This window comes from Neobacillus sp. NRS-1170 (assembly GCF_050468025.1).
Window position 1 is genome coordinate 24,744 of record NZ_JBITPF010000048.1, and the last position, 21,520, is coordinate 46,263.

Below are 21,520 nucleotides of genomic sequence, written 5' to 3' on the forward strand. Positions count from 1 at the left end.
ATTTTCTCCAAAGGGAAAAATGACCATTAATTCCTTATTAATGAAATAATTGATAAAATAAGTCTATGAATGTTTTTTAGGAAAGTGAAGTGTTAAAAATGCAGCTATTATTAACAGTGAAAGGCACCGATGCTGAAGTGGTGTCCCATTTGTTAGCCAAAAATCCTAAGAACCTCTATGAACGAGGTGAAAAAGGATTGAACGTTCGAATTGTTTATCCCAGATTCTCGCCAGAAGAGGTTCAAGTGTTAATCTATGTTAAGCCAGACCCAATTGAATTAGTGAAAAATTCACCTGACCTTTACGATATCACCCATTACATAAATGATCGCGAATTTGCTGCGAGCAGTATTTTTGTTTCCTCCATCCGTAAGGCTTTAGGAACAGCGTTAAATGGGAAGCCGAAAGATGAATATGAAGTTTGGGTGGAGCATCCGTTTGAAATGGAACTGGCATTTGGCCCGATTGCTTCTGACTTACGGGATCAGGAAATTGAAGCATTATTTGAGCCAATTGGTTATCGGGTTGAGGTTGAACGTTCTCAAAGCTTTATACGTGAAAAAAGCTCCGCCAGATTTATTAAATTAAATGGCAAACAAACCGTTCAAATGGCATTAAGGCATGTTTCCATTCTCATTCCGGTGATGGATAACTATAAACATTATTTTATCGATGAAAGGGAAATTGAAAAGCTGGACCGTTATGGAGAAGGTTGGTTAGCATTACACCCATTAAAAGCATTAATTTTAAAGCGCTCTTTACGCTTTCAAAACATGATTTCCCAATCTAAATTCTATGAAAAAGAAATGTACGCTGCAAAAAGGGATGAACCATCAAAAATTCGGTTAAATGACCTTCGCTATGAAGCAATCCTAAATTATGTCAAAGCATTAGAAAAAAAAGAATTTATTGTCGACCTGGGGGCAGGTGAAGGAAAGCTTTCGGTTCAAATAGGATTTGTGGATGGAATAAAAGAAATCCTTTCCGTGGAGCCATCCAATAAAGCGCGTCTAAGAGCTATAGAAAGGTTTGAACTGGCAAAAGGAAAGCATGGATTTTTGGAGCCAATTTCAGTTACAGGCTCATTATATTATTATGATGATCGCCTTAGCAATAAGGATGTTATGATTTTATGTGAAGTGATCGAGCACATCAATGAACATCGGCTGCCTAAAATATTCAAAACCATCCTTAAAGATTATCGGCCAGGCGTGCTGATTGTGACTACCCCAAACCAGGAATACAATGCTGTTTATGAAATGAAGGAAGAAATGAGACACGCTGACCATCGTTTTGAGTGGACTAGAAAAGAGTTCAAGAGAAATTGTGAGGATTGGTCGAGTCCGTTTCCATACCAATTGAGTTATCAAGGAATAGGTGAGGAGCATCCAACCTATGGCCACCCAACACAAATGGCAATTTTCACTAGAAAGGGGGATGGGCACTCATGACAAAGATATATTTACCATACGCAGGCATCGTCTTACTAGTCGGACCATCAAATAGCGGCAAGACGACGTTATTAAACCGGTTAGTGAATGGAAAAAGCATTCTATCCTCCGAGGTGATAAGCTCAGACCAATTTCGTGTCCTCGTTAGCGATGTTGAATTTATTAATTGGAATCAGCGGCCAAAGGATGAATCAGATGCCCTCTATGATGAATATTTTCGCATCTCAAACGAAGCTTTCGATACAATGGACTACTTGATAGGGAAGCGGTGTTGTTTAAATAAATTAACGATTATTGATGCTACCCATTTAAAAGAAGACGATCGTGAACGCTATATACGCATGGGCAAGAAATATCATGTTCCCGTAGTAGCGATTGTTTTCAATGTTTCAGAAAAAGAGCTCCTAACACGTGATGAGCATCGTGATAATCCACGCGGAAAGAATCGTATCAAACAGCAATATCAGCAATTTAAACGGACCTTTAGATTTATAAAAAAAGAAGGCTTCCATCGAACATATATCTTAAATGAAGCAGAACTCAAGGATCTTGAGCTAGGGCGTCAGCAGAATTCATTGCTTGTGAACCTTGGAAATGGCATTGATTTTATCGGAGATATTCACGGCTGCTATGAGGAATTTATGGAACTATTAGAAAAACTGGGTTATAAAGAAAATACAGAAGGGTATTATGTACATCCTGAGGGACGAAAGATATTATCTTTAGGTGATGTTATGAGCCGCGGACCACGTTCATTGGAAACCTTGCAATTTTTCAATAAACATGTGGGAGCGGGGCTCGCCTATATGATTGACAGTAACCATGGCTGGAAGATTGCCCGGTGGCTCGATGGCCGCAGTGTAAAGCTTGCGCATGGGGATGAAAAGCTGGCTGCTGAATTTGCAGAATATGAAAAAACATTTGGAAAAGAAGCTTCTGACCAATTAAAGAATGAATTCAAAGAATTACTATTAGCAGCCAAATCGCATTTAATCATTGAAAAAAAAGGAGTAAAGGTTGCGGTCGCCACACATGCGGGAATAAGAGATCATTATATTGGCAAACAATCGCAGCGGATTTCTGATTTTTGCAGATATGGTGATTCAGATGGTCTCGATGAAAATGGTAAGCCAATCCGCAAAGATTGGACCATCGGTCATCAATCTAGTGAATTAATTATCTGGGGCCATGATCCCAAACCACAGCCGCTGCGTGTCAATAATACCCTGAATATCGACCAAGGTGTAGTGTTTGGGGGCAGGTTAACAGCTTATCGTTATCCGGAAAAACAATTTGTATCCGTTGAGGCAAAGCAGGATTATGCCAATGTTCCGGACAATCCACTTCGTGAATGGGAAAGAAAACGGCTCTCATCTCCGAACCTTGGCAAATTTATCAATGGCTTTTCTGTGTTAACCGAGCAAATGGGGGAGATAGCCATTTACAAAGAGGGAATCAAATCCGCCTTGGATGACCTTTCCCATTACACATTACCTCTTGAGGAAATCATTTATCTGCCGCCGACGATGAGCCCTACACCAAAACCATCAAGTTTAGAAGGGTACTTGGAGCACCCGTTGGAAGCCTTTGAATACTATCAGGCCAATGGCGTGGACACGATGGTTGTGGAGAAAAAACATATGGGCAGCCGTGGGATATTGTTTCTATTTAAAAATAAGGAAGCAGCCCAGGAGTACATTGGCAGGGAATCATTAGGGGCTATTTATACAAGGACAGGTAGGGCTTTTTTTCAAAAAGAACTGGAGGCACAAATTCTTGAGGTATTGAATAAAGACCTCGCTGGCTATTTTGAAAAATACAACACCGACTTCGTTTTGCTAGATGCGGAAATCCTTCCGTGGAATTTAAAAGCAAAAGAGCTAATCATGAACCAATACGCACATGTTGGCGAAATGGCACTGTTTGATAGAAATAAATTAAGGGCCGGTCTGCAAATGGCATATGATAATGGTAAAGACGTTGGTTACTGGCTGCGAGAAACAGATGAAAAGATAGGAAGTGCAGTTGTTTTTAATGAGGTTTATCAAAAATACTGCTGGGAAACAGAAGGCTTAGAAGGAATTCAAATCGCCCCCTTTCATACATTAGCCTACAGCACAGAGACATTTTTCAATAAGCCGCACACCTGGCATATGGAAAAAAATAAAGAATATAGCGAGTTATCCTCTTTGTTCGTAGAAACAGAGTACCGGGTCGTAACGGATGAAGATTCTATGAAGGCCGCGATTCAGTGGTGGGAGGATATGACAGAAGATGGTCATGAAGGCTTTGTGGTAAAACCGGAGTCGTTTGTGGTGCGTAATAAAGGGAAGCTTTTGCAGCCAGCCATCAAAGTCAGGGGCCGGAAATACTTGCACATCATTTACGGGATCGATTACTTGGAGCCTGAGAATTTATCTCGGTTAAAGCTCCGCAAACCTGGTAAAAAACAAAGGAATGCATTAAAGGAATTCGCACTAGGTGTTGAAGCGGTAAATCGTTTTGTCAAAAGAGAATCTTTGGAGCGATATCATGAATGTGTATTAGGGGTATTGGCATTCGAGGCGGAGCCGATTGATCCTAGATTATAAGAATAAAAGAGCATCGGTCTTTGAAAACCGATGCTTTTTATTAAATTCCTATTTTACAACCTGATTTAAAAAGTTAAGTGTTCGTGCAAAGGCATCACGAGCATGAGTGACGTGATAAGTTGGGTTCGTATCATTAAAGAATGCGTGTTTTGCATCAGGATAAATGACCACTTCGAATGATTTTCCGTTCTTTTTCATTTCTTCCTCAAAAGCTGGGACTAAATTCGTAATATTTGGGTCCTCCCCGCCATAAAAACCAAGTATAGGGCAATTAATATTTGGAATTCCCTGCTGAGGCGGCCGGCCATAAAACACAACCGAACCGGAGTGTTGGAGGTCTAAAGTCGCTAATACCGCTGAGAGGGCCCCGCCCATACAAAAACCAACAGAAGTTACTGGCATTCCTTTTGATTTTTCAAATGAAGTTCTGGCATAATCAGCCGTGTCTGTTAAAATTCCAGCTAAGGACTGGGATTTCGAAGGATTTAACAAGCCAAATAATCCATTTAATGTCAATCTGAGGTTTTCCTGACGTGATGAAGGCTGCTGTAGGATTTCGGTTTCCCGCTCATCCGGATTGAACCAGGAAGAATGGGGAATTGAATGTAAAAATTCTTTCGCATCCTCTAACCGTTCAGCACTTAGTTCTTCAGGCCGGACCCCTTCAATTGCAAATAAATCTGGAGCAATGGCTACATAACCAGCAGCGGCAAACCTTTGTGCTACTTCTTGGATATGTTTGTTTACTCCCCAGATTTCCTGAATGATAATAACGGTAGGGCGCAATTCAACTGCAGGCCCGATGGAAGCAAAATATGCCCTGCACTTGCTGTTTTTTCCGTCAAAAGTTTTCCATTCCGTATGTACGGCCATGATTAGTCACCTCACAAAAAATATCTTTCCTCCTAAATATAGGAGAAATATTATAAATTATCCACTTTTTAATCAATTTTTCATCTTTTGGGACATTTTGGACAAACTTATAGAAAAAAGGGAAGGCTGGAAAGAGTTTGCTTAATAAATGTAAGGTAATTTTATTTATGATGTTATCGGTAACAGTTGCTTATAATCAGCCTGTTTTTGCAAATGAAAACACCTCTTCTTTGAGAAGCCAAATTGATCAACTTCTATCTACTGACCCTGCATTGCAAGGGGCCATGGCTGGTATAAGCATTCGCTCTGCTGCAAATGGGACAATACTTTATCAGCATCAAGGTGATGTAAGGCTGAGGCCGGCCTCGAATATGAAGCTATTAACAGCAGCAGCTGCACTCAGCGTTTTGGGTGAAGACCATACTTTTTCGACGGAAATATATGCTGACGGCCCAGTGAAAAAGCATACACTTAAAGGAAATTTGTTTTTAAAAGGAAAAGGTGATCCGACACTTTTAAAAACAGATTTCGATAAGATGGCAGAAGCGATTCAAAAACTAGGAATCAAAAAAATAAAGGGAAATTTAATAGGGGATGATTCTTGGTACGATGATGTACGTTATTCACTTGATCTGCCCTGGAGTGACGAAACCGCCTATTACGGTGCGCAAGTATCAGCTCTTACTGCTTCACCGACAACAGACTATGATACAGGGTCTATTAAAGTGGAGATTCGGCCTGGAATCCATAGATGGGACAAACCAAAAGTGAAAATCACCCCGAAAACGGACTATGTGAAAATAGTAAACAAGGCAATTACAGTGCAAGAGGATGGGAGAAAGAAACTTACCGTCGAACGGGAGCATGCGACAAATACCATTTTCATTGAAGGAACCATTCCAATAAAAGCGAAAGTTGAAAAAGAATGGATTGGTGTGTGGAACCCTACCCGTTACGCGGTTACACTTTTTCAACAGTCTTTAGCAAACCAAGGTATTACATTGGAGGGGAAAATAAAAACAGGCAGGGTGCCTGAAAAGGCAAGAAATTTATATATTCATCATTCAATGCCACTTTCAAAGCTATTAGTCCCTTTTTTAAAATTGAGCAACAATGTTCATGCAGAAGGTTTAATTAAAGAAATGGGGAAGGTAGTGAAAGGGGAGGGAAGCTGGGAGAAGGGATTAGACGTACTAAAGACTGAGATTACAAATTTAGGTGTTAACCCGAGGACAATGGTAATACGAGATGGGTCAGGAATTTCCCATGTGGATTTGATTTCAGCTAACCAATTATCGACGCTGTTATGGAATATACAAAGGCAAAAATGGTATTCCTCCTATCTTAATGCACTGCCATTATCAGGTATCCATGACAAAATGGTAGGCGGCTCACTAAGAAATAGGATGAAAAATCCGGGCACTCAAGGAAGAGTTAGAGCCAAAACTGGCACAATTTCAACCGTCAGCTCATTGTCAGGATACGTACATACCAAAAGTGGAAAAGCATTGATTTTTTCCATTTTGTTAAACAACCTTCTAGATGAGTCGAAGGGCAAGAAAATAGAAGATAGGATAGTCACCTTTTTAGCCAGCCAATAATGGATTGAATAATAAGAGGGAGCATGCACATTAACGGCATGCTCCCTCTTATTATTGATAATCATCAAAATTAAACTCACTTAATTGATCCATATGACTCGCAATCATTGCAATAATCGTACTTGCTTCTTCTCTACTAAAAATAAAATGAGATTCATCTTTGATTAACTCATCCTCAGTGGTCCAAATCCGGTTCACCCGTTTGAGGACACCGTCCCCAGTTGCTTGAACGACACCAAATTGATAGGTGATTTCGACTTCATCCTCATGCTTGAAAGCCGTAACCTCAGGTGTAGACCAATCAACATCAATTTCCTCAAAGATGTCATCGCTGTTCACTTGTTCAGCCTGGTAATACTCGTCGTCGTCAACAGTTTCACAATCTTCTTCATCTTCAAAGACCTCATCTGTCTGAAGATAAACCCCGTCATCTGTATAATGATCCTCACCGTTCATGTAATCATGAAGACTTTCGTGAACCTCCTCGATAATCTCCTCGATATCAGAAAGGATGATTTTTGCAATGTGACCACTGTCAACATCAAAGGTATCAATGTAAAACTCTTCGTTTTGCGGATCAAAGAAAAGCGAGCAAAAATATTCACGATCAAGTTCATCAGATTCTGTATCCGCTGTTTCAACGAAAAATTCAATCCTTGGATGTTTGGCGGCTCTTTCAATTGCCATTTGGCCTACTTGATCATATTCTTCACAAATAGACTCCAGATGATCCTGCAATTCCCCGCAAACTCTATCAAACCATTCTAACGACATCCGTTATCCCATCCTCTCAAAGTTCATCGAGGTTATTATTTCCAATATGTTAAAATATATGTTGAGATAATTGGCTGCAAAATCAACCCTCTATACATATTTCATAAACCTTTCCCATTTTTGGTAATGCCATTGGAAAATAATGTGGGATAATAAACTAGTAGATAAAATATGGTGGTGATCCTTTGATAACTTTAGTAAATGAATTAAACCAAATGTGCACCAAATTTATTTTTAATGAAAAAATTGTCATTGTCGATTCTCACTCAATTGGGGAGCAAATCAATGAAGCATTCGTAAAAAAAGGCCATCAAGCCATTAATCTAAAGTATAAAACGGTTAACGACCTTGCGCAGAATCTAGTTGAATTGAACTCAGACGAGGAGATCAAGCTTTTGGACCATTCCATTGGGGTTCAATTAACGTACAGCTTGCTAAAGGAATTAAAGGAAAAAGGGAAACTTCAATACTTTGAAGGGATGGAAATTACCCCTTCGTTTAGCCATGCCATCTATAACACCATACAAACCCTTCGCCTAGCAGGTTATACAAAAGATACGATAGAAAAGGATGCCTTCATAACTCCTCTCAAAGCCGAGGACATGGACAAAATTATTGCAGCATATGAAGAAAGGATAAACAGTCTGAAATTTATCGACCGTGCTGCACTTTTAACAAAAGCAAATGAACATGTTAAAATAAATGATCAAGTTGTATTTATTTTACAATCGAATCTTCAGCTTTCGTACCTGGAAGAACGATTCCTTAGTAAAATACTGCCTGAAACGCACAATAAACTTCCGCTCGCACCTGTATTTGGTATCAATACCCCTGAAAGGACAAGTCTTAGTTCCATTCGCTTTGCTGACCCAACTCCACTCAGCTATCTCTACCAACAGGATGATGCAAGAGGAGAAGCGGATTTGCACCTTTTTACGGCAAAAACAGAAGAGTTGGAAATAAAACTGGTATTAGAAAAAATAAAAATGACAGATGAAAAATTAGATGAAAATGTCATTTTTTATACCAACGGTGATGCCTACATAACCCTGCTTTATCAACTTTCACAAAAGATAGAACTTCCTATTACTTTTGGAGACGGCCTTACTATTACCTTTAGTCGCCCAGGCCGGCTGACTTTAGTGCTGTTGGAGTGGATTCAATCCAATTATAGTGTACAAGTCTTTCTGGATTTGTTAAATGAAGGCTTAATTGAACTTGGAAAGAATGTCCCGTTTATTAATTCAGGATTTTCTGATCTGGATAAAATGGTTGTTTCCAAAGCGAGAATAGCAAATATCCTTAGGAATCTTCAAATAGGATGGTCTCATGAACGCTATGATAAACAATTTGGAAATGAAATCGATCGATTGAAGGAAGAATTACTCCAAGATACAAAAAATACTTCACTTGAAAACCATATCAAAGAACATACTTGGATATGGATGAGTTTTAAAACCATTTTTAAAAACCTCCCTCCATTTGATTCGACCATTAACTATAAAAAATGCTTAACAGGGATTAGGTTTATTCTTGAAAATAATTGTAAAACGGGATCGGCCCTCGATGAATTATCAAAATCAGCACTAATTGAGGCGATTGAAAGAATCCTCCCTTATGCAGATGAAACGTTGCCTACTTATGAGGTAATTGAAAAGGTAGGGGATCTACTGCTATCTATACGGGTCAATCAATCTCGTCCAAAACCAGGCCATCTCCATGTTTCTTCCTATCAGGATGGAATTTATTGTAGTCGTTCAAATATATTTGTAGTTGGCTTAGATAATAAGAAGTTTCCTGGAAATTCAAGCGAAGATCCAATGCTTTTAGATACAGAAAGAATAAGGCTTGGAAACAATCTAAGGTTGCTTCGCGAAAAAGGGCAAGAAAGTTTATATACTCTGCTTCAGGTTTTAGCTCAATCGGCAGGACGAGTAACCGTCAGCTATTGCAATTTTGATATCAACGATAATCGGGCCATCAATCCAGCATTTGTTGCCATACAATGCTATCGCTTGATGACCGGCAATAAAGAGGCGGAATTCAAAGAGCTAAAAAAACTTCCTACCTGTACCATTGCTGATGATATTTTTGAAGATAAAGATTACTGGAATGGAAAATTAACGAATGATGTAAAAGCTTATGTGCCGCAGGGGGTTTTGGAGCACTTTCCCAATGTCATTAATGGTCTAAATGCCGAAAGAGCTCGTCATTCAAGTGGATATTCAGAATACAACGGGATTGTAAAAATCGATGCAGCACAATTTGACCCGCTTCAAAATCATGAAAAAACCATGAGTGCCGGGAAGCTGGAAACACTGGCAAAGTGTCCATATTCCTATTTCTTAAAAGAAGTTCTAAAGGTACGACCTGTTGAGGATGTTTCATATGACGCCAATAAATGGCTCGATGCCGCAACCCGCGGTAGCTTGCTGCACAGTATTTTTGAAACTTTTTATAAAACATTGAAGGAGGAAAACTCAAAGCCTTCAGTGGCTAAACATTTAAACTTGATCAAAGATATTGCTGCAAGGTTAATCGAGCATCAAAAAGAAATCTTACCACCTCCAAATGAAAGAGTCTACCAACGTGAAGTAAATGATATTTTAGCGTGCTGTGAAATCTTTTTAAAAGAAGAGGAGCGGTATGGTGAAAATTACGATCCGCTTTATTTTGAATATTCATTTGGGATTGGAGATCAGGAACCAGCGATTGTTACACTTCCATCAGGAGAGATTAAAATCTCTGGAATTATCGACCGCGTCGATAAATCGAAGGATGGTAAATACCATATCATTGACTATAAAACAGGAAGCACTTATGGATATGCGAAAAATGGAGCATTCAAGGGCGGACGGCAGCTGCAGCATTTTATTTATGCCTTAGCCATTGAACAGCATTTAAATCTTGGTGAAGGTGCCGTTGAAGAAAGCGCCTATTATTTTCCGACCGTGAAAGGTATGGCGGAGCGGTTTTCACGAAAACAGGACACTGTCCTTAGAACAAAGGGTTTGGACATTTTAGAAAAATTAATTGATGTGATTAAACATGGTTATTTTGAGATGTCCGATGACGAAAATGATTGTAAGTTTTGTGAGTATAAGCTTGTTTGCAGGCGGCATTTTTATCCAAAAGAAGCCCTGGAAATGAAGCAGTCCAATCAAAAATTAAAGGGGGTCAGAGCTTATGACTAAAAGGATTCCCGATCAAGAAGCACGTGATAAAATTAAGTTTGAACTTGGAACGAATTTTCTCGTGGAAGCTGGGGCAGGTTCTGGAAAAACAACCAGTCTAGTAGACCGAATGGTTAACCTTATCTATACAGGCACGGCTCGGATTCAAGAAATTGTCGCGATTACTTTTACACGAAAGGCAGCAGACGAGTTAAAGGTCCGTTTTCAAGCAAAATTAGAGGAAGCATGGAAGAAAGAAACCGATATTGATGCCCAATTTCGATTAGGTGAAGCCTTGCAAAATTTGGAACGGTGCTATTTAGGCACAGTCCATGCCTTTTGTGCTAAGCTCCTTCGTGAGCGTCCAATTGAATCCCAGCTTGATTTGACCTTTAAAGAGCTTGAGGAAGCGGATGATTTAGAGGTATTAGAAGAAGCATGGCAGCAAAACCTGATGAATAAGTCACCCCGCCAGTTTGAGGAAATAGATGAAATCGGCATAACAGTGGATCAGCTGTTTCCGTGGATAAAGCGTTTAAAGGAGTATTCTGATGTAGAATGGGTAACAAATTTGGTCCAAAAACCAGAGTTACACTCGGAATACCAGTCTTTTATTAAACTCATTAAAGAGGCAAAAAAATGCGTTCCCGACAAGGAGCCGGATAAAGGGTACGATGCCCTGCAGAAGGCCATAGTAACGGCTCTGCAAAAAAGCCGGTTTATTGATACCCCAAAAGAGAAGGACATCATCGGCATTTTCAGCTTATTTGATAAAAACCTAAAACCTACTTACAACCGCTGGCTTTCAAAAGAGGATGCAAATTTTTACTTTGACAAAATTGGTGCAGAATTCGAGGGTACAATCAAGCCGCTTCTTAAAGCATGGAAGGAATACTGTCATCCTAAGATTGTCAGATTCATAAGGGAAGCAATACTTACTTATGAGGTTCTTAAAAAGCAAAGGTCCTTGTTAAACTTTCAGGATTTAATGATTCATACTTCTAAACTATTGAAAGAAAATACTGAAGTTCGCGGTTACTTCCAGGAAAAATATCGATTCCTGCTGATCGATGAGTATCAGGACACTGACCCGATTCAAGCAGAAATTATGTTCTTTTTGACAGGTGAAAATATCAACGAAAGAAACTGGACTAACTGCAGGCCCAAAACTGGATCTTTATTTGTTGTCGGCGACCCTAAACAGGCCATTTACCGATTTCGACGGGCAGATATCGATACTTACAATCGCGTCAAGCAGCTTATGGAGGAGCATGGCGGGGAAGTGCTCCAGCTAACAACCAACTTCCGAACCTTTGATACGGTTACTAAAGAATTAAATGTAGTTTTTGAAAAACACTTGCCCGAATTTGAAACCGATTATCAAGCAGCCTACCGTCCATTAATCTCTTATCACGAAGATCTGGGAAATGGATTTTCTGGGATTAAAAGGCTTTCGGTGCCAGCAGATTTAAAAAAGAAAGAAGAAGTAATCATAAAGGACGCCGAAAACATTGCATCCACTATTTATCACCTAATGGCTCAGGGACATAAGGCGAAAGACTTCATGGTGCTGACCAGGTACAACGATGGAGTCGCTGTTTATGCAAAAATGATTGAAGACCTTGGTATTCCAGTCAGTATAAGCGGTGAAGTCATCATTGGTGAGACAAGAGAGTTCCAAGATTTGTGGATTCTCTTAAAATCATATTTGGATCCAACCGACGAAGTCAGCTTTTTGGCCGTTTTAAGAGGGATATTCTTTGGCTTTAGCGATGAGGAATTGTATCAGTGGCGATTGAACAAGGGCCGCTTTTCCATATATGCGAATGTACCACTTGGTTTAGCACCAGAAACAAAAGCAAAGTTTGAATATGCCTTGGCCAAATTGCAGCTTTGTCAAAGGTTTATTCGTCAACTAGCTCCTACTGCTGCGATTGAAAAAATAATCGAAGAAATCGGATTTTATCCATTACTTTTAAGAAATGGACACAGCAAACAGACATTTAAAAGTCTGCTGCAAATGATCGAATCCTTAAGGAATCAAGAAGCTGCAGGGAATTCCACCTATAAACATGTTGTGAATACCTTAACCGAAATGATATTTGAAAAAACGGCTGTTGCCAATATGGAAGAAGAGGCGCATGCCGTACGCATTATGAATGTTCATAAGGCGAAAGGACTGGAGGCGCCGATTGTCTTTTTAGCCCATCCTATTAAGGCAGTTAGTCCGGAATCTTTTTTATCACAGCATATTAAACGGGAAGACCAACAATCAAAAGGGTATTTTACTTTTTCAGTAGAAAATGGATATGGCAATAAAGAGGTAGCGATTCCTCTAAAGTGGGAGAATCATAAGGCTGAGGAACTGACGTATTTATCGGAAGAGGAGTATCGGATTATTTACGTAGCGGCAACTCGGGCAGAGAAGGCGTTAATCATCAGTTCAAACGGAGGAAACAAAAAAAACCCTTGGAACATCCTTTTTGAAATAGACAACATGAAGGAGCTTGAAATTCTTGACCTAGTTAGGTTGGAAATGAATGATGCATCCTGTGAGATTACACTAAGTGATTACCAAGAAAAAACGGGCAGCAAAAATGCCTGGCTCGAGCAAAGCAAACTTAAAACCTATGACCATTGGACACCGACTAAGGAAAAGGATTTTTCAGACATAACGATTGAACGGGAGGCAGGCGGCGGAAAACAGTGGGGATCACTCATTCATGATATTTTTGATAAAGTAGTACAGGGAATGGACGTGTCACATTATATAAATATCGCATTAAATAAATTTAACCTTCCTATGGCAAGAGAAGAAGAAGTAAATCGTTATTTAGATAATTTCAGGTCGTCGTCACTTTGGAACGAATTACAAGCGGCAGAAGAAATTCTTACCGAAGTACCGTTTACATTTAAGGTAGAAAAGAGTCAACAGCTTTATTCACTTATTACATTGGATTCTGATGATAATCATCCATTTTATGTTAAAGGAATCATTGACCTTATCTACAAAAAGAATGGGACCTGGATAATCGTTGACTACAAAACCGATCGCGCTAAGCAGTTCGAGGACTATGAAAAGCTGCAGGATTTTTATTCTAGTCAGCTAAATTTCTATAAGCATGCTTGGGAAGTGTTAACCGGAGAAAAGGTAGAAGGTGTATACCTCTATTTCCTTGAACCAAATCGATTGGCGGCACTTTAGTAGTTAGACAATTACAGGAACGAATATTATAATAAAAAAGTACAGCAAAAAGCTGGGTGGCAGTGGCACTCCTTTTTAGAAGGGGGGTGACGCTTGATGCTAACTGTTTACGAAGTAATCAGTCTGATGATTGGTTTTGGAAGTTTAATCGTGGCAGTCATAGCAGTTGTTATTTCTTCTCAACAAAAGAAATAACCCACCCCGCTCTTGGCATAAGTTGGGTGAGTTATTCTCCTCTAGGCCACTGCACATCTTGCAGTACGCTGTACAAAGAGCTTCCGGCCCGCCAGCCGGGGCTCTTTTTTAGTATATGATATTATAGTTAAATTATATCCACAAAATGGCGCTAAGTAAAGGTTATTAGATTCAGCTTAAGAAAAAGAGCTATCATTTTCAAATGATTCGATTCGGGTGCGGACAAAATCAGGAACAGGCTGGGAGGAATTCGTTTCAGCATTATAGCTGACGTAAATAATCTCTGCTAAGAGGATGGGGTCTTCTTCCCCTTCTCTTGTAATCATACAATTCATTGTCATACTCGTTTTGCCTACTTTACCCATTCGGCAACAAATCGTTAACCAGTCATTTAAATGGGCGGATTTTTTGTATTCCAAAGTGGATTTTGCCAGGACAAAATCAAAATCTGATTCTCCCAATTCCAGTTTTAACCCTTCCTGAAAATATTCCGTTACGGCCACATCGATATATGTCAGATAATGGGCATTAAACACAATCTTTTGTCCATCAATTTCTGAATAACGAACCTTTAACCGATGAGAAAAACGATAGTCATTAGTCATAAAAATCACCTTTCTATTTGGTAAAATTACTTTAATATAAACTTTGACTTTTTGAACTCATCTTCTGCTGTTTCCTTAACTCTCTCACAAAATTGGACCACAACGCGATCACTTGCCAACAACATGAATAATTTGAGGAATGATTTCAATGGACGATTGGTACAGGTGTATTTAAATAGAGTTTTGTTTTCGTTGAGTGGGTTTAGCTCATATAAAGCTGTAATTTCGAACATTTTAGCAAGAGTAAATCCAACCTTTAATTTCTTTTTGTCAGGGGTATTTAGGTAGTCTAGTGTTTCCACATCATACTCTTCAATCCGTTTCCCTTCCTTATATTTCTGTCGGTAAATACTTCCCACCACTTCATCCGTCAGTTTCACTGGTTGGTGGTCGACCACCTGTGGCATAATTTTTTGCATTTTTTCCAAGGGTCCTTCTAATAAATCCCATACATAGTCAATGGGAGCATCGATTTCAATTTCTTTTGTCCATTCCTTCAACAAACATCACCTCAGTTATTTATTTATTAATAGTTCTATTTTTAAAGTAGAAACCCTTTTGACAAATAAAAAAACATCGGTTTTTAAAAGAGACCGATGCATTTTCATATTAATTATTAGACAAATATATATTGCCTCATTTCGCCATATGTGTTGAATCCGAGCTTTTCATATAGTCTCTTTCCTGCAGGGGTAGCATGCAAAATGGCCGTTTTATATCCATCAAGTTTTGCTTTTAGAAGAATGGTGGTCATAATTTCTACCCCGATTCCTTTGCCCTGATAATCAAGTAAGGTTCCAACATTATAAATACCTGCAACATCATTGTTGTAAAAAATGGATGACGTAGAAATGGCGGTTCCGTTGATAAATCCAACATAATGGGAGGTGTTATGGTCCTGCTTTGCGATTAATTCAGCCATGACATTTGTTAAATCTGAAGGTATACCAAAAGCGCTTGAAGCACATTTTGAAAAATTTAGTCCATCTTGCTTATTTTTAACACGTTGAATGGTGAGGCCTGGATATGGCTCTGTCAACGGATGAAAAGAACCTAAATCAATGGCCATAAGCGTTGTATTAGGTATTGGCTGCCCGCCATTTTCCAACAAAATTTCCCCGATATTTACTGGAGTGTCATGGTCCCAAATTCGCCAAAGAAAAGGAACCTTTTGGTCCTTATATTCTTTTACTATTTGCCTGACTGATTCCGTTTCGTCATGATTAATGGCTGTCTTTAGGATGTTATTAAATAATGGATGAGGCAAATAGGACTTTACTCGGAAGCTTTGCTGATCTTCCACGACTTGAAATTGATCGGTACATTCACTCCAATAGCGCATAAGCTCAATCATATTGTCCTGTGTAATGTGGACCAAATCGTCTTTATCCAATTCATTTAAAGTAAGTTTCAAGTAAAAATCCTCCTAGATTTAATTAGTAATGATTATGTTAAAAATAAGCCGTTAGAACGTATGGACAACATTCCGACTTAATAAGTCATAGATTGAAAGAAGCAGATATATATATAAGTAAATAGATGCTGGATAAGGTGCCTTGTATGCAGTCTAGCACTGTTTTCAGGGTACTTCTTAGTGATAGGAGGAGTTTACATGGAAGTAAAAAAAGTCCCCTCACTTGCACTGGCAAGCCGTATTATCCCGAATGTCGATACTGGATTAAGAGAGTCATTAAAGCTCCCGAATCATATTAAGTGTCTTGCCTTAGTTACAAGTACTAGTGATGATGTTGGGTATACCGCATTAGACGAAGCGACAAAGAAATCTGCTGTTGAGGTTGTATATGCGAAGTCCTTCTACGCAGGGGCTGCTCATGCTTCTGGTCCATTATCAGGAGAGTTTTTGGGCATTTTAGGAGCAGCAACTCCATCAGAAGTAAAGAGCGGTCTTGAAATTGCGGTTCAAATGATAAACGATGGTCCCGCATTTTATGCAATGGACGAAGCAGGAGAACATGCGTATTATGCTCACACGATTTCTAGAACAGGAACCTATTTATCCAAAATGGCCGGAATCAATCCAGGAGAGCCTTTAGCGTATTTAATCGCGCCGCCGCTTGAAGCCATGGTCGGTTTGGACGCCGCCTTGAAAGCTGCAGATGTAAGGCTTTGTGTTTTTTATGGTCCGCCGACGGAAACTAATTTTGGAGGCGGTCTATTAACAGGAAGGCAATCTGCCTGTATGGCCGCAGCGGAAGCGTTTGCAGGTGTAATTAAGAAAATTGCAAAAACTCCTCATCTAACATTTTAATAGGGTAAGAAAATAATAGCAACATTAGTTTGTAAAAAGGGTGTTGAACTCAATGACGGAGAAAAAGCAGCGCGTCATTCAAGAATATGTTCCTGGAAAACAACTAACATTAGCTCACATTATTGCCAACCCAGATGAGGCTTTATATACAAAGCTGGGTATCGGGCAGGCTGGAGCGATTGGAATTTTAACTTTGACCCCTGTTGAAACGGCCATTATAGCGGCCGACATTGCCACAAAAGCTGCGGATATCGAGATAGGGTACTTAGACCGTTTTACTGGATCGTTGGTTATTTGTGGAAATGTTTCAAATGTTGAAATGGCCATACAAGCCATTAATCACTTTTTATGCAGGCATTTAAAGTTTGAACCTGCGGAAATTACCCGGTCATGAAAAAAGGAAAGGTTATGCTGATTGGTCCAATTGGTGCAGGAAAATCCACATTAGCGGTGCGATTATTGGAGGAGTCGTCTCCAGTCAAGAAAACTCAGGCACTTAACTATAAAGACTGGATAATTGATACACCAGGTGAATATAGTGAAAACCCGATGTTTTATCGTTCCTTAATCGCGACGTCATTGGAAGCTCGCGTATTGCTGGTAATACAGGATGCCACCAAGCATTATCAAGTACTTCCGCCAAATTTTTCAGGGGGATTTCCAATAGTTGCGGTGGGTGTGATTACAAAAATTGATCATCCCGATGCCGATTTTATGCGGGCTGAGCAGATATTGAGGCAAGTCCTGCCTTTTCAACCTATTTTTCGGGTATCATCGGTTACTTTGGCAGGAATTTCGGAACTTCGAGCGGCGATTCTTGAGTATATTTAAAGGTTTGTCTATTTTTTTAATGGTTTTGTTCATTTTTTATGTGGTTTTGTCTATTTAGACATTTTTTTCAAAAATACTACGACAAGGAGGTGACCAGCTTGAACAATAAAATAATAAAAAGTGTAGGAATCGATATCGGCACGAGTACGACCAAATTGATGATGAGCGAATTGACATTTGGACGGGTGTCAAGTCAGTTTGCTCTGCCGCATTTTGATATTATTGAGCGCAAGGTCACCTTTGTAAGTGAAATCATATCAACTCCACTGATAGACGAAGAGGAAATTGACCTTACACAGTTAGTTGCTTGGCTAGAAAAAGAATACCTTCAAGCGGGTCTAACCATTTCGGATATACAATCTGGTGCTGTCATAATTACGGGTGAAACAGCCATTAAAAAGAATGCAGATGCCTTGATTCATTATTTAGCCGAACGGGCGGGGGACTTTGTGGTTGCGATAGCGGGTGCCAGCCTAGAGGCGGTTTTAGCTGGAAGAGGTTCGGGCGCCCATGAACATTCCTATAAGACGAAGGGGATAGTGGCCAATATTGACATTGGCGGTGGTACGGCAAACGTGGTTCTTTTTCAGCAAGGTAAAGTTCTTGAAACAATTACGTTTCATGTTGGAGGCAGATTAATAGAAATCAATCCGACCGGTGAAGTCTTAGCAGTTTCACCTTCCATAAGGCCATGGCTTATTTCTAAAAAATTTCAAATAGAAAAGGGCATGCGGCTGACGCAAAAGATTTTATCTGAAATCAGCACGGCACTAGTCATTGATATGCTTGATTGTTTAGCTGGTAAAAAATCCATCCATTTACTGAATTCATTGGTTCACAGTTCTTCATGTGAGACATTGCCAAGGATTGATGAAGTAATGGTATCCGGTGGAGTAGGGAATCTCATCTTAGCAGGACCCCCAACTACAATGGAAGAGGCAGCGCAATATAATGACATTGGCCCCATGCTGGCAAACAGTATAAATCAAAAAATAATAGATTACCATTTCCAGGTCATCAAGCCTTTGCAAACCTCAAGGGCAACTGTCGTCGGTGCTGGGATGCAAACGACCAAGATCAGTGGGGCGACGATTTCGATTCAAGCGAACCGCCTGCCGTTACGAAACATTCCCGTTATTAAAATAACTCTTTCAGTCGAGGAGATTAAACGAAACTTTTTACTGGGAAAAGAAATGTTTGGTAGAAATGAACGATTACCCTTTGCCATTGGTTTATCTGGGACAGAATATTTAACCTATGAAAAAATGAAAGACCTATCCTCTGTGATTGGAACTCTTTACAATAGATTTTTCCCTCGTAGTGAGATTCTAGTAGTAGTTTGTGAAAATGATATGGCAAAGGCCCTAGGGCAGGCTTTACAGCTGCAATTTGCCCTCGATGTTATTTGTATCGATCAAATTAATATTGAACATGGTGATTACATTGATATTGGCGAACCGTTAACGGACACGATAGTGCCGGTTGTCGTCAAAACTCTGGCATTTAGGAGGTGAAAGCAATGAGAACAAATATAACTTTGCTTAATAAAACTTATCAATTTAGTAATTTAAAAGAAATCCTCGCTAAAGCTAATGAAGAAAAGTCTGGAGATCAGCTTGCGGGCATCGCGGCAAAGGATGCCCAGGAGCGGCTCGCCGCACGGCACCTTTTGGCAGACTTAACCCTTAGCGATATTCGAAACAATCCAGTCCTCGCCCCCGAAGAGGACGAGGTATCGAGAGTAATAGAAAATTCAATCAATGAAAAAATCTATCAATCAATTGCCGATTGGACCGTTAGTGACCTGCGTGAAACCCTTCTTTCCGATTCCACAACCAATATAGAAATCACTCGCCTTAGGAAGGGCCTTACAAGTGAAATGGTTGCAGCCGTCACGAAAATTATGTCCAATTTGGATTTAATTCAAGCTGCATCGAAAATAGAAGTCATAACACAGTGCAATTTTCCAATAGGATATAAAGGAACGCTTTCCGGCAGGGCGCAGCCCAACCATCCGACCGACTCTATCCAAGGCATCAAAGCATCCCTTTATGAAGCATTGAGCTATGGAATCGGCGATGCGGTCATTGGCATTAATCCCGTGATTGATACAGCTGAAAGTGTAAAGCAAATTTTACAAATGACGAAAGAGGAAATGGACCGTTTTCAAATTCCTACACAAAACTGTGTATTGGCCCATGTCACCACGCAAATGCGAGCGATTAAAAATGGGGCGCCGTCCGATTTGCTTTTTCAAAGCTTAGCTGGCACGGAGTCAGGTAACAAGGCTTTTGGAATAAGTGTTGAATTATTAGATGAAGCGAATGATTTAATTCAAAAAGAAGGAACGTCAGCTGGTCCGAATCTCTGGTACTTTGAAACAGGACAGGGTTCGGAGTTATCATCGGATGCCCATCATGGCATTGACCAAGTAACACTTGAAGCAAGATGTTATGGTCTCGCTAAAAAATATCACCCCTTTATCGTCAACACAGTTGTCGGATTCATTGGTCCCGAGTACCTGTATAACAGCAAGCAGGTGATTAGGGCAGGACTCGAGGATCATTTTATGGGAAAGCTGCAGGGGATTCCGATGGGGGTCGATGTTTGTTATACGAATCATATGAAAGCCGATCAAAATGATATGGAAAACCTTGCGATTCTCCTTGGTTCTGCAGGGGTCAATTTCCTCATTGGTGTGCCAATGGCTGATGATTGCATGCTCAATTATCAATCCACGAGCTTTCATGATATTGCATCGGTAAGAAGTGTTCTGGGTTTACGTCCTGCCCCTTATTTCGAGAAATGGCTGGAGAAAATAGGCATTATGGAAAATGGCAAATTAACAGAGCGTGCAGGAGATCCGACGATATTTATGTAGAAAGGAGGGTTCAAGAATGAATGAGGGTCAAATTGAATTAATTGTTCAAAAAGTAATGGAACAGCTGCAAAAAAGGTTTACACCTGACCATAATATTGCCAGGGAGAATGTAAAAGAAATTATCGAAAAAGGTTTAGTTTTTTCAGAGCAGGATTGGAAAACATCGATTCCGCAGCCTGCCTACCAGGAAGGTGTGGCGGAGTTGACCGCCTCGACCCCCGCACGAATTGGAGTCTGGCGAACTGGCACCCGTCCATTAACGAAAACAATGTTAAAGCTGCAGTTCGATCATGCAGCTGCCATTGATGCGGTTGGAAGTGAGGTCATAGAAAAATACTTAGAGGAATTCAATTTGTTTACTGTTGAGACGTGCTATGAAAATAAAGAAGTTTACCTGAAAAGACCTGATAAAGGCCGGGTGCTTACGGACGCTGCCGTTGACAATATCAGCAGCCGCTGCCAAAAGCGGCCTCAAGTTCAAATTGTTGTTTCCGATGGACTGAGTGCCAGTGCCGTTGAGACAAACCTAAAAGATGTTTACCCTGCCCTGATAGATTCATTGAAAATAAACAATCTATCATATGGAACTTCTTTTTTTGTCAAAGGGGGAAGGGTTGCCTGTATGGACCATATCGGTGAAATCCTAGAGCCGGAGGTCCTTGTGCTTTTAATCGGCGAACGTCCTGGGCTTGTGTCAGCAAGCTCGATGAGTGCGTATATGTGTTACCGGCCGCGAAAGGGGATAATTGAATCAGACCGAAACGTCATCTCGAATATCCATCCGCTTGGTACCCCGCCAATAGAAGCAGGCGCTCACATAGGAACCGTTCTACGAAGAATGATTGAACAAAAGGTGAGCGGTGTGAAACTAGAGTTATAGTATTGGTTGTCGGTTATTGAAATAGGCAAAGAAGGAGGGGAAAGAATGGGGGTTGTAATTGGATTTGCTTTAGTGTTGTTCACACTATCTGTTGGTGCAGCCATTGGTGTGAGGGCAAATAAAAATGTCAGAGCTTTTAATGAAGAAGAACATGAAATTTTTGTCGGAAGGGATAACAAATAGAAAGGAGC

At 40.0% G+C, this 21,520-nt stretch carries 18 protein-coding genes; 13 read left to right on the forward strand and 5 right to left on the reverse strand.

Annotation, left to right across the window (positions count from 1 at the left end; translation table 11 throughout):
• The first annotated feature begins 98 nt into the window (after nucleotides 1-98).
• Both ACIFOT_RS20325 and ACIFOT_RS20330 read left to right on the forward strand, forming a co-directional pair.
• Nucleotides 99-1,451 (forward strand): 3' terminal RNA ribose 2'-O-methyltransferase Hen1, encoded by a 1,353-nt coding sequence (locus tag ACIFOT_RS20325; RefSeq protein WP_430067138.1) that lies wholly within the window; start codon nucleotides 99-101, stop codon nucleotides 1,449-1,451.
• Nucleotides 1,448-4,042 (forward strand): polynucleotide kinase-phosphatase, encoded by a 2,595-nt coding sequence (locus ACIFOT_RS20330; protein ID WP_430067139.1) that lies wholly within the window; start codon nucleotides 1,448-1,450, stop codon nucleotides 4,040-4,042. The genes ACIFOT_RS20325 and ACIFOT_RS20330 overlap by 4 nt, the downstream gene beginning before the upstream one ends.
• 48 nt (nucleotides 4,043-4,090) lie before the next feature.
• Here the strand turns inward: ACIFOT_RS20330 and ACIFOT_RS20335 are convergent, their stop codons facing one another.
• A complete protein-coding gene (locus ACIFOT_RS20335; RefSeq protein ID WP_430067140.1) occupies nucleotides 4,091-4,915 on the reverse strand; it encodes a dienelactone hydrolase family protein in 825 nt (274 codons plus the stop codon).
• 167 nt (nucleotides 4,916-5,082) lie between these two features.
• On the opposite strand from ACIFOT_RS20335, the gene dacB reads away from it, so the two are divergent.
• Nucleotides 5,083-6,516: a D-alanyl-D-alanine carboxypeptidase/D-alanyl-D-alanine endopeptidase gene (gene dacB, locus ACIFOT_RS20340; protein ID WP_430067141.1), complete on the forward strand. Its 1,434-nt coding sequence runs from the start codon at nucleotides 5,083-5,085 to the stop codon at nucleotides 6,514-6,516.
• Nucleotides 6,517-6,567: 51 nt separating this feature from the next.
• Here dacB and ACIFOT_RS20345 read toward each other — a convergent pair whose 3' ends face one another.
• Nucleotides 6,568-7,290 carry a hypothetical protein gene (locus ACIFOT_RS20345; protein WP_430067142.1) on the reverse strand — a complete coding sequence of 241 codons (723 nt, stop codon included), beginning with the start codon at nucleotides 7,288-7,290 and terminating at the stop codon, nucleotides 6,568-6,570.
• A 185-nt stretch (nucleotides 7,291-7,475) separates the two neighbouring features.
• Here ACIFOT_RS20345 and ACIFOT_RS20350 point away from each other — a divergent pair, with 185 nt between their 5' ends.
• The 3 genes from ACIFOT_RS20350 to ACIFOT_RS20360 all read left to right on the forward strand — a co-directional run bounded on the left by ACIFOT_RS20350 (nucleotide 7,476) and on the right by ACIFOT_RS20360 (nucleotide 13,863).
• Nucleotides 7,476-10,484: a PD-(D/E)XK nuclease family protein gene (locus tag ACIFOT_RS20350; RefSeq protein WP_430067143.1), complete on the forward strand. Its 3,009-nt coding sequence runs from the start codon at nucleotides 7,476-7,478 to the stop codon at nucleotides 10,482-10,484.
• Nucleotides 10,477-13,668 carry a UvrD-helicase domain-containing protein gene (locus ACIFOT_RS20355; RefSeq protein ID WP_430067144.1) on the forward strand — a complete coding sequence of 1,064 codons (3,192 nt, stop codon included), beginning with the start codon at nucleotides 10,477-10,479 and terminating at the stop codon, nucleotides 13,666-13,668. The genes ACIFOT_RS20350 and ACIFOT_RS20355 overlap by 8 nt, the downstream gene beginning before the upstream one ends.
• A gap of 96 nt (nucleotides 13,669-13,764) precedes the next feature.
• A complete protein-coding gene (locus tag ACIFOT_RS20360) occupies nucleotides 13,765-13,863 on the forward strand; it encodes a putative holin-like toxin (RefSeq protein ID WP_223590929.1) in 99 nt (32 codons plus the stop codon).
• A gap of 176 nt (nucleotides 13,864-14,039) precedes the next feature.
• Here ACIFOT_RS20360 and ACIFOT_RS20365 read toward each other — a convergent pair whose 3' ends face one another.
• The 3 genes from ACIFOT_RS20365 to ACIFOT_RS20375 form a co-directional block, all read right to left on the reverse strand.
• Nucleotides 14,040-14,468, reverse strand: coding sequence for an acyl-CoA thioesterase (locus ACIFOT_RS20365; RefSeq protein ID WP_430067145.1), 429 nt, complete (start codon nucleotides 14,466-14,468; stop codon nucleotides 14,040-14,042).
• A gap of 26 nt (nucleotides 14,469-14,494) precedes the next feature.
• Nucleotides 14,495-14,968, reverse strand: a complete 474-nt coding sequence (locus ACIFOT_RS20370) for an SRPBCC family protein (RefSeq protein WP_430067146.1) — start codon at nucleotides 14,966-14,968, stop codon at nucleotides 14,495-14,497.
• A gap of 116 nt (nucleotides 14,969-15,084) precedes the next feature.
• A complete protein-coding gene (locus ACIFOT_RS20375; protein WP_430067147.1) occupies nucleotides 15,085-15,882 on the reverse strand; it encodes a GNAT family N-acetyltransferase in 798 nt (265 codons plus the stop codon).
• Between the two features lie 198 nt (nucleotides 15,883-16,080).
• Between ACIFOT_RS20375 and eutL the strand changes: the two genes are divergently transcribed.
• The 7 genes from eutL to ACIFOT_RS20410 all read left to right on the forward strand — a co-directional run bounded on the left by eutL (nucleotide 16,081) and on the right by ACIFOT_RS20410 (nucleotide 21,512).
• Nucleotides 16,081-16,737: an ethanolamine utilization microcompartment protein EutL gene (gene eutL / locus ACIFOT_RS20380; RefSeq protein WP_430067148.1), complete on the forward strand. Its 657-nt coding sequence runs from the start codon at nucleotides 16,081-16,083 to the stop codon at nucleotides 16,735-16,737.
• A 52-nt stretch (nucleotides 16,738-16,789) separates the two neighbouring features.
• Entirely contained in the window at nucleotides 16,790-17,131 is a 342-nt protein-coding gene (gene eutS / locus ACIFOT_RS20385; RefSeq protein WP_430067149.1) for an ethanolamine utilization microcompartment protein EutS, read from the forward strand.
• Complete coding sequence (locus ACIFOT_RS20390) at nucleotides 17,128-17,568, forward strand: EutP/PduV family microcompartment system protein (RefSeq protein WP_430067150.1); 441 nt, start codon at nucleotides 17,128-17,130, stop codon at nucleotides 17,566-17,568. Before eutS ends, ACIFOT_RS20390 begins: the two co-directional genes overlap by 4 nt.
• Nucleotides 17,569-17,666: 98 nt before the next feature.
• Entirely contained in the window at nucleotides 17,667-19,082 is a 1,416-nt protein-coding gene (locus tag ACIFOT_RS20395; protein WP_430067151.1) for an ethanolamine ammonia-lyase reactivating factor EutA, read from the forward strand.
• 5 nt (nucleotides 19,083-19,087) lie between these two features.
• Nucleotides 19,088-20,449, forward strand: coding sequence for an ethanolamine ammonia-lyase subunit EutB (locus tag ACIFOT_RS20400; RefSeq protein WP_430067152.1), 1,362 nt, complete (start codon nucleotides 19,088-19,090; stop codon nucleotides 20,447-20,449).
• Nucleotides 20,450-20,465: 16 nt separating this feature from the next.
• Complete coding sequence (gene eutC, locus ACIFOT_RS20405) at nucleotides 20,466-21,329, forward strand: ethanolamine ammonia-lyase subunit EutC (RefSeq protein ID WP_430067153.1); 864 nt, start codon at nucleotides 20,466-20,468, stop codon at nucleotides 21,327-21,329.
• Nucleotides 21,330-21,374: 45 nt separating this feature from the next.
• Nucleotides 21,375-21,512 carry a hypothetical protein gene (locus ACIFOT_RS20410; RefSeq protein ID WP_430067154.1) on the forward strand — a complete coding sequence of 46 codons (138 nt, stop codon included), beginning with the start codon at nucleotides 21,375-21,377 and terminating at the stop codon, nucleotides 21,510-21,512.
• The last annotated feature ends 8 nt before the right edge of the window (nucleotides 21,513-21,520 follow it).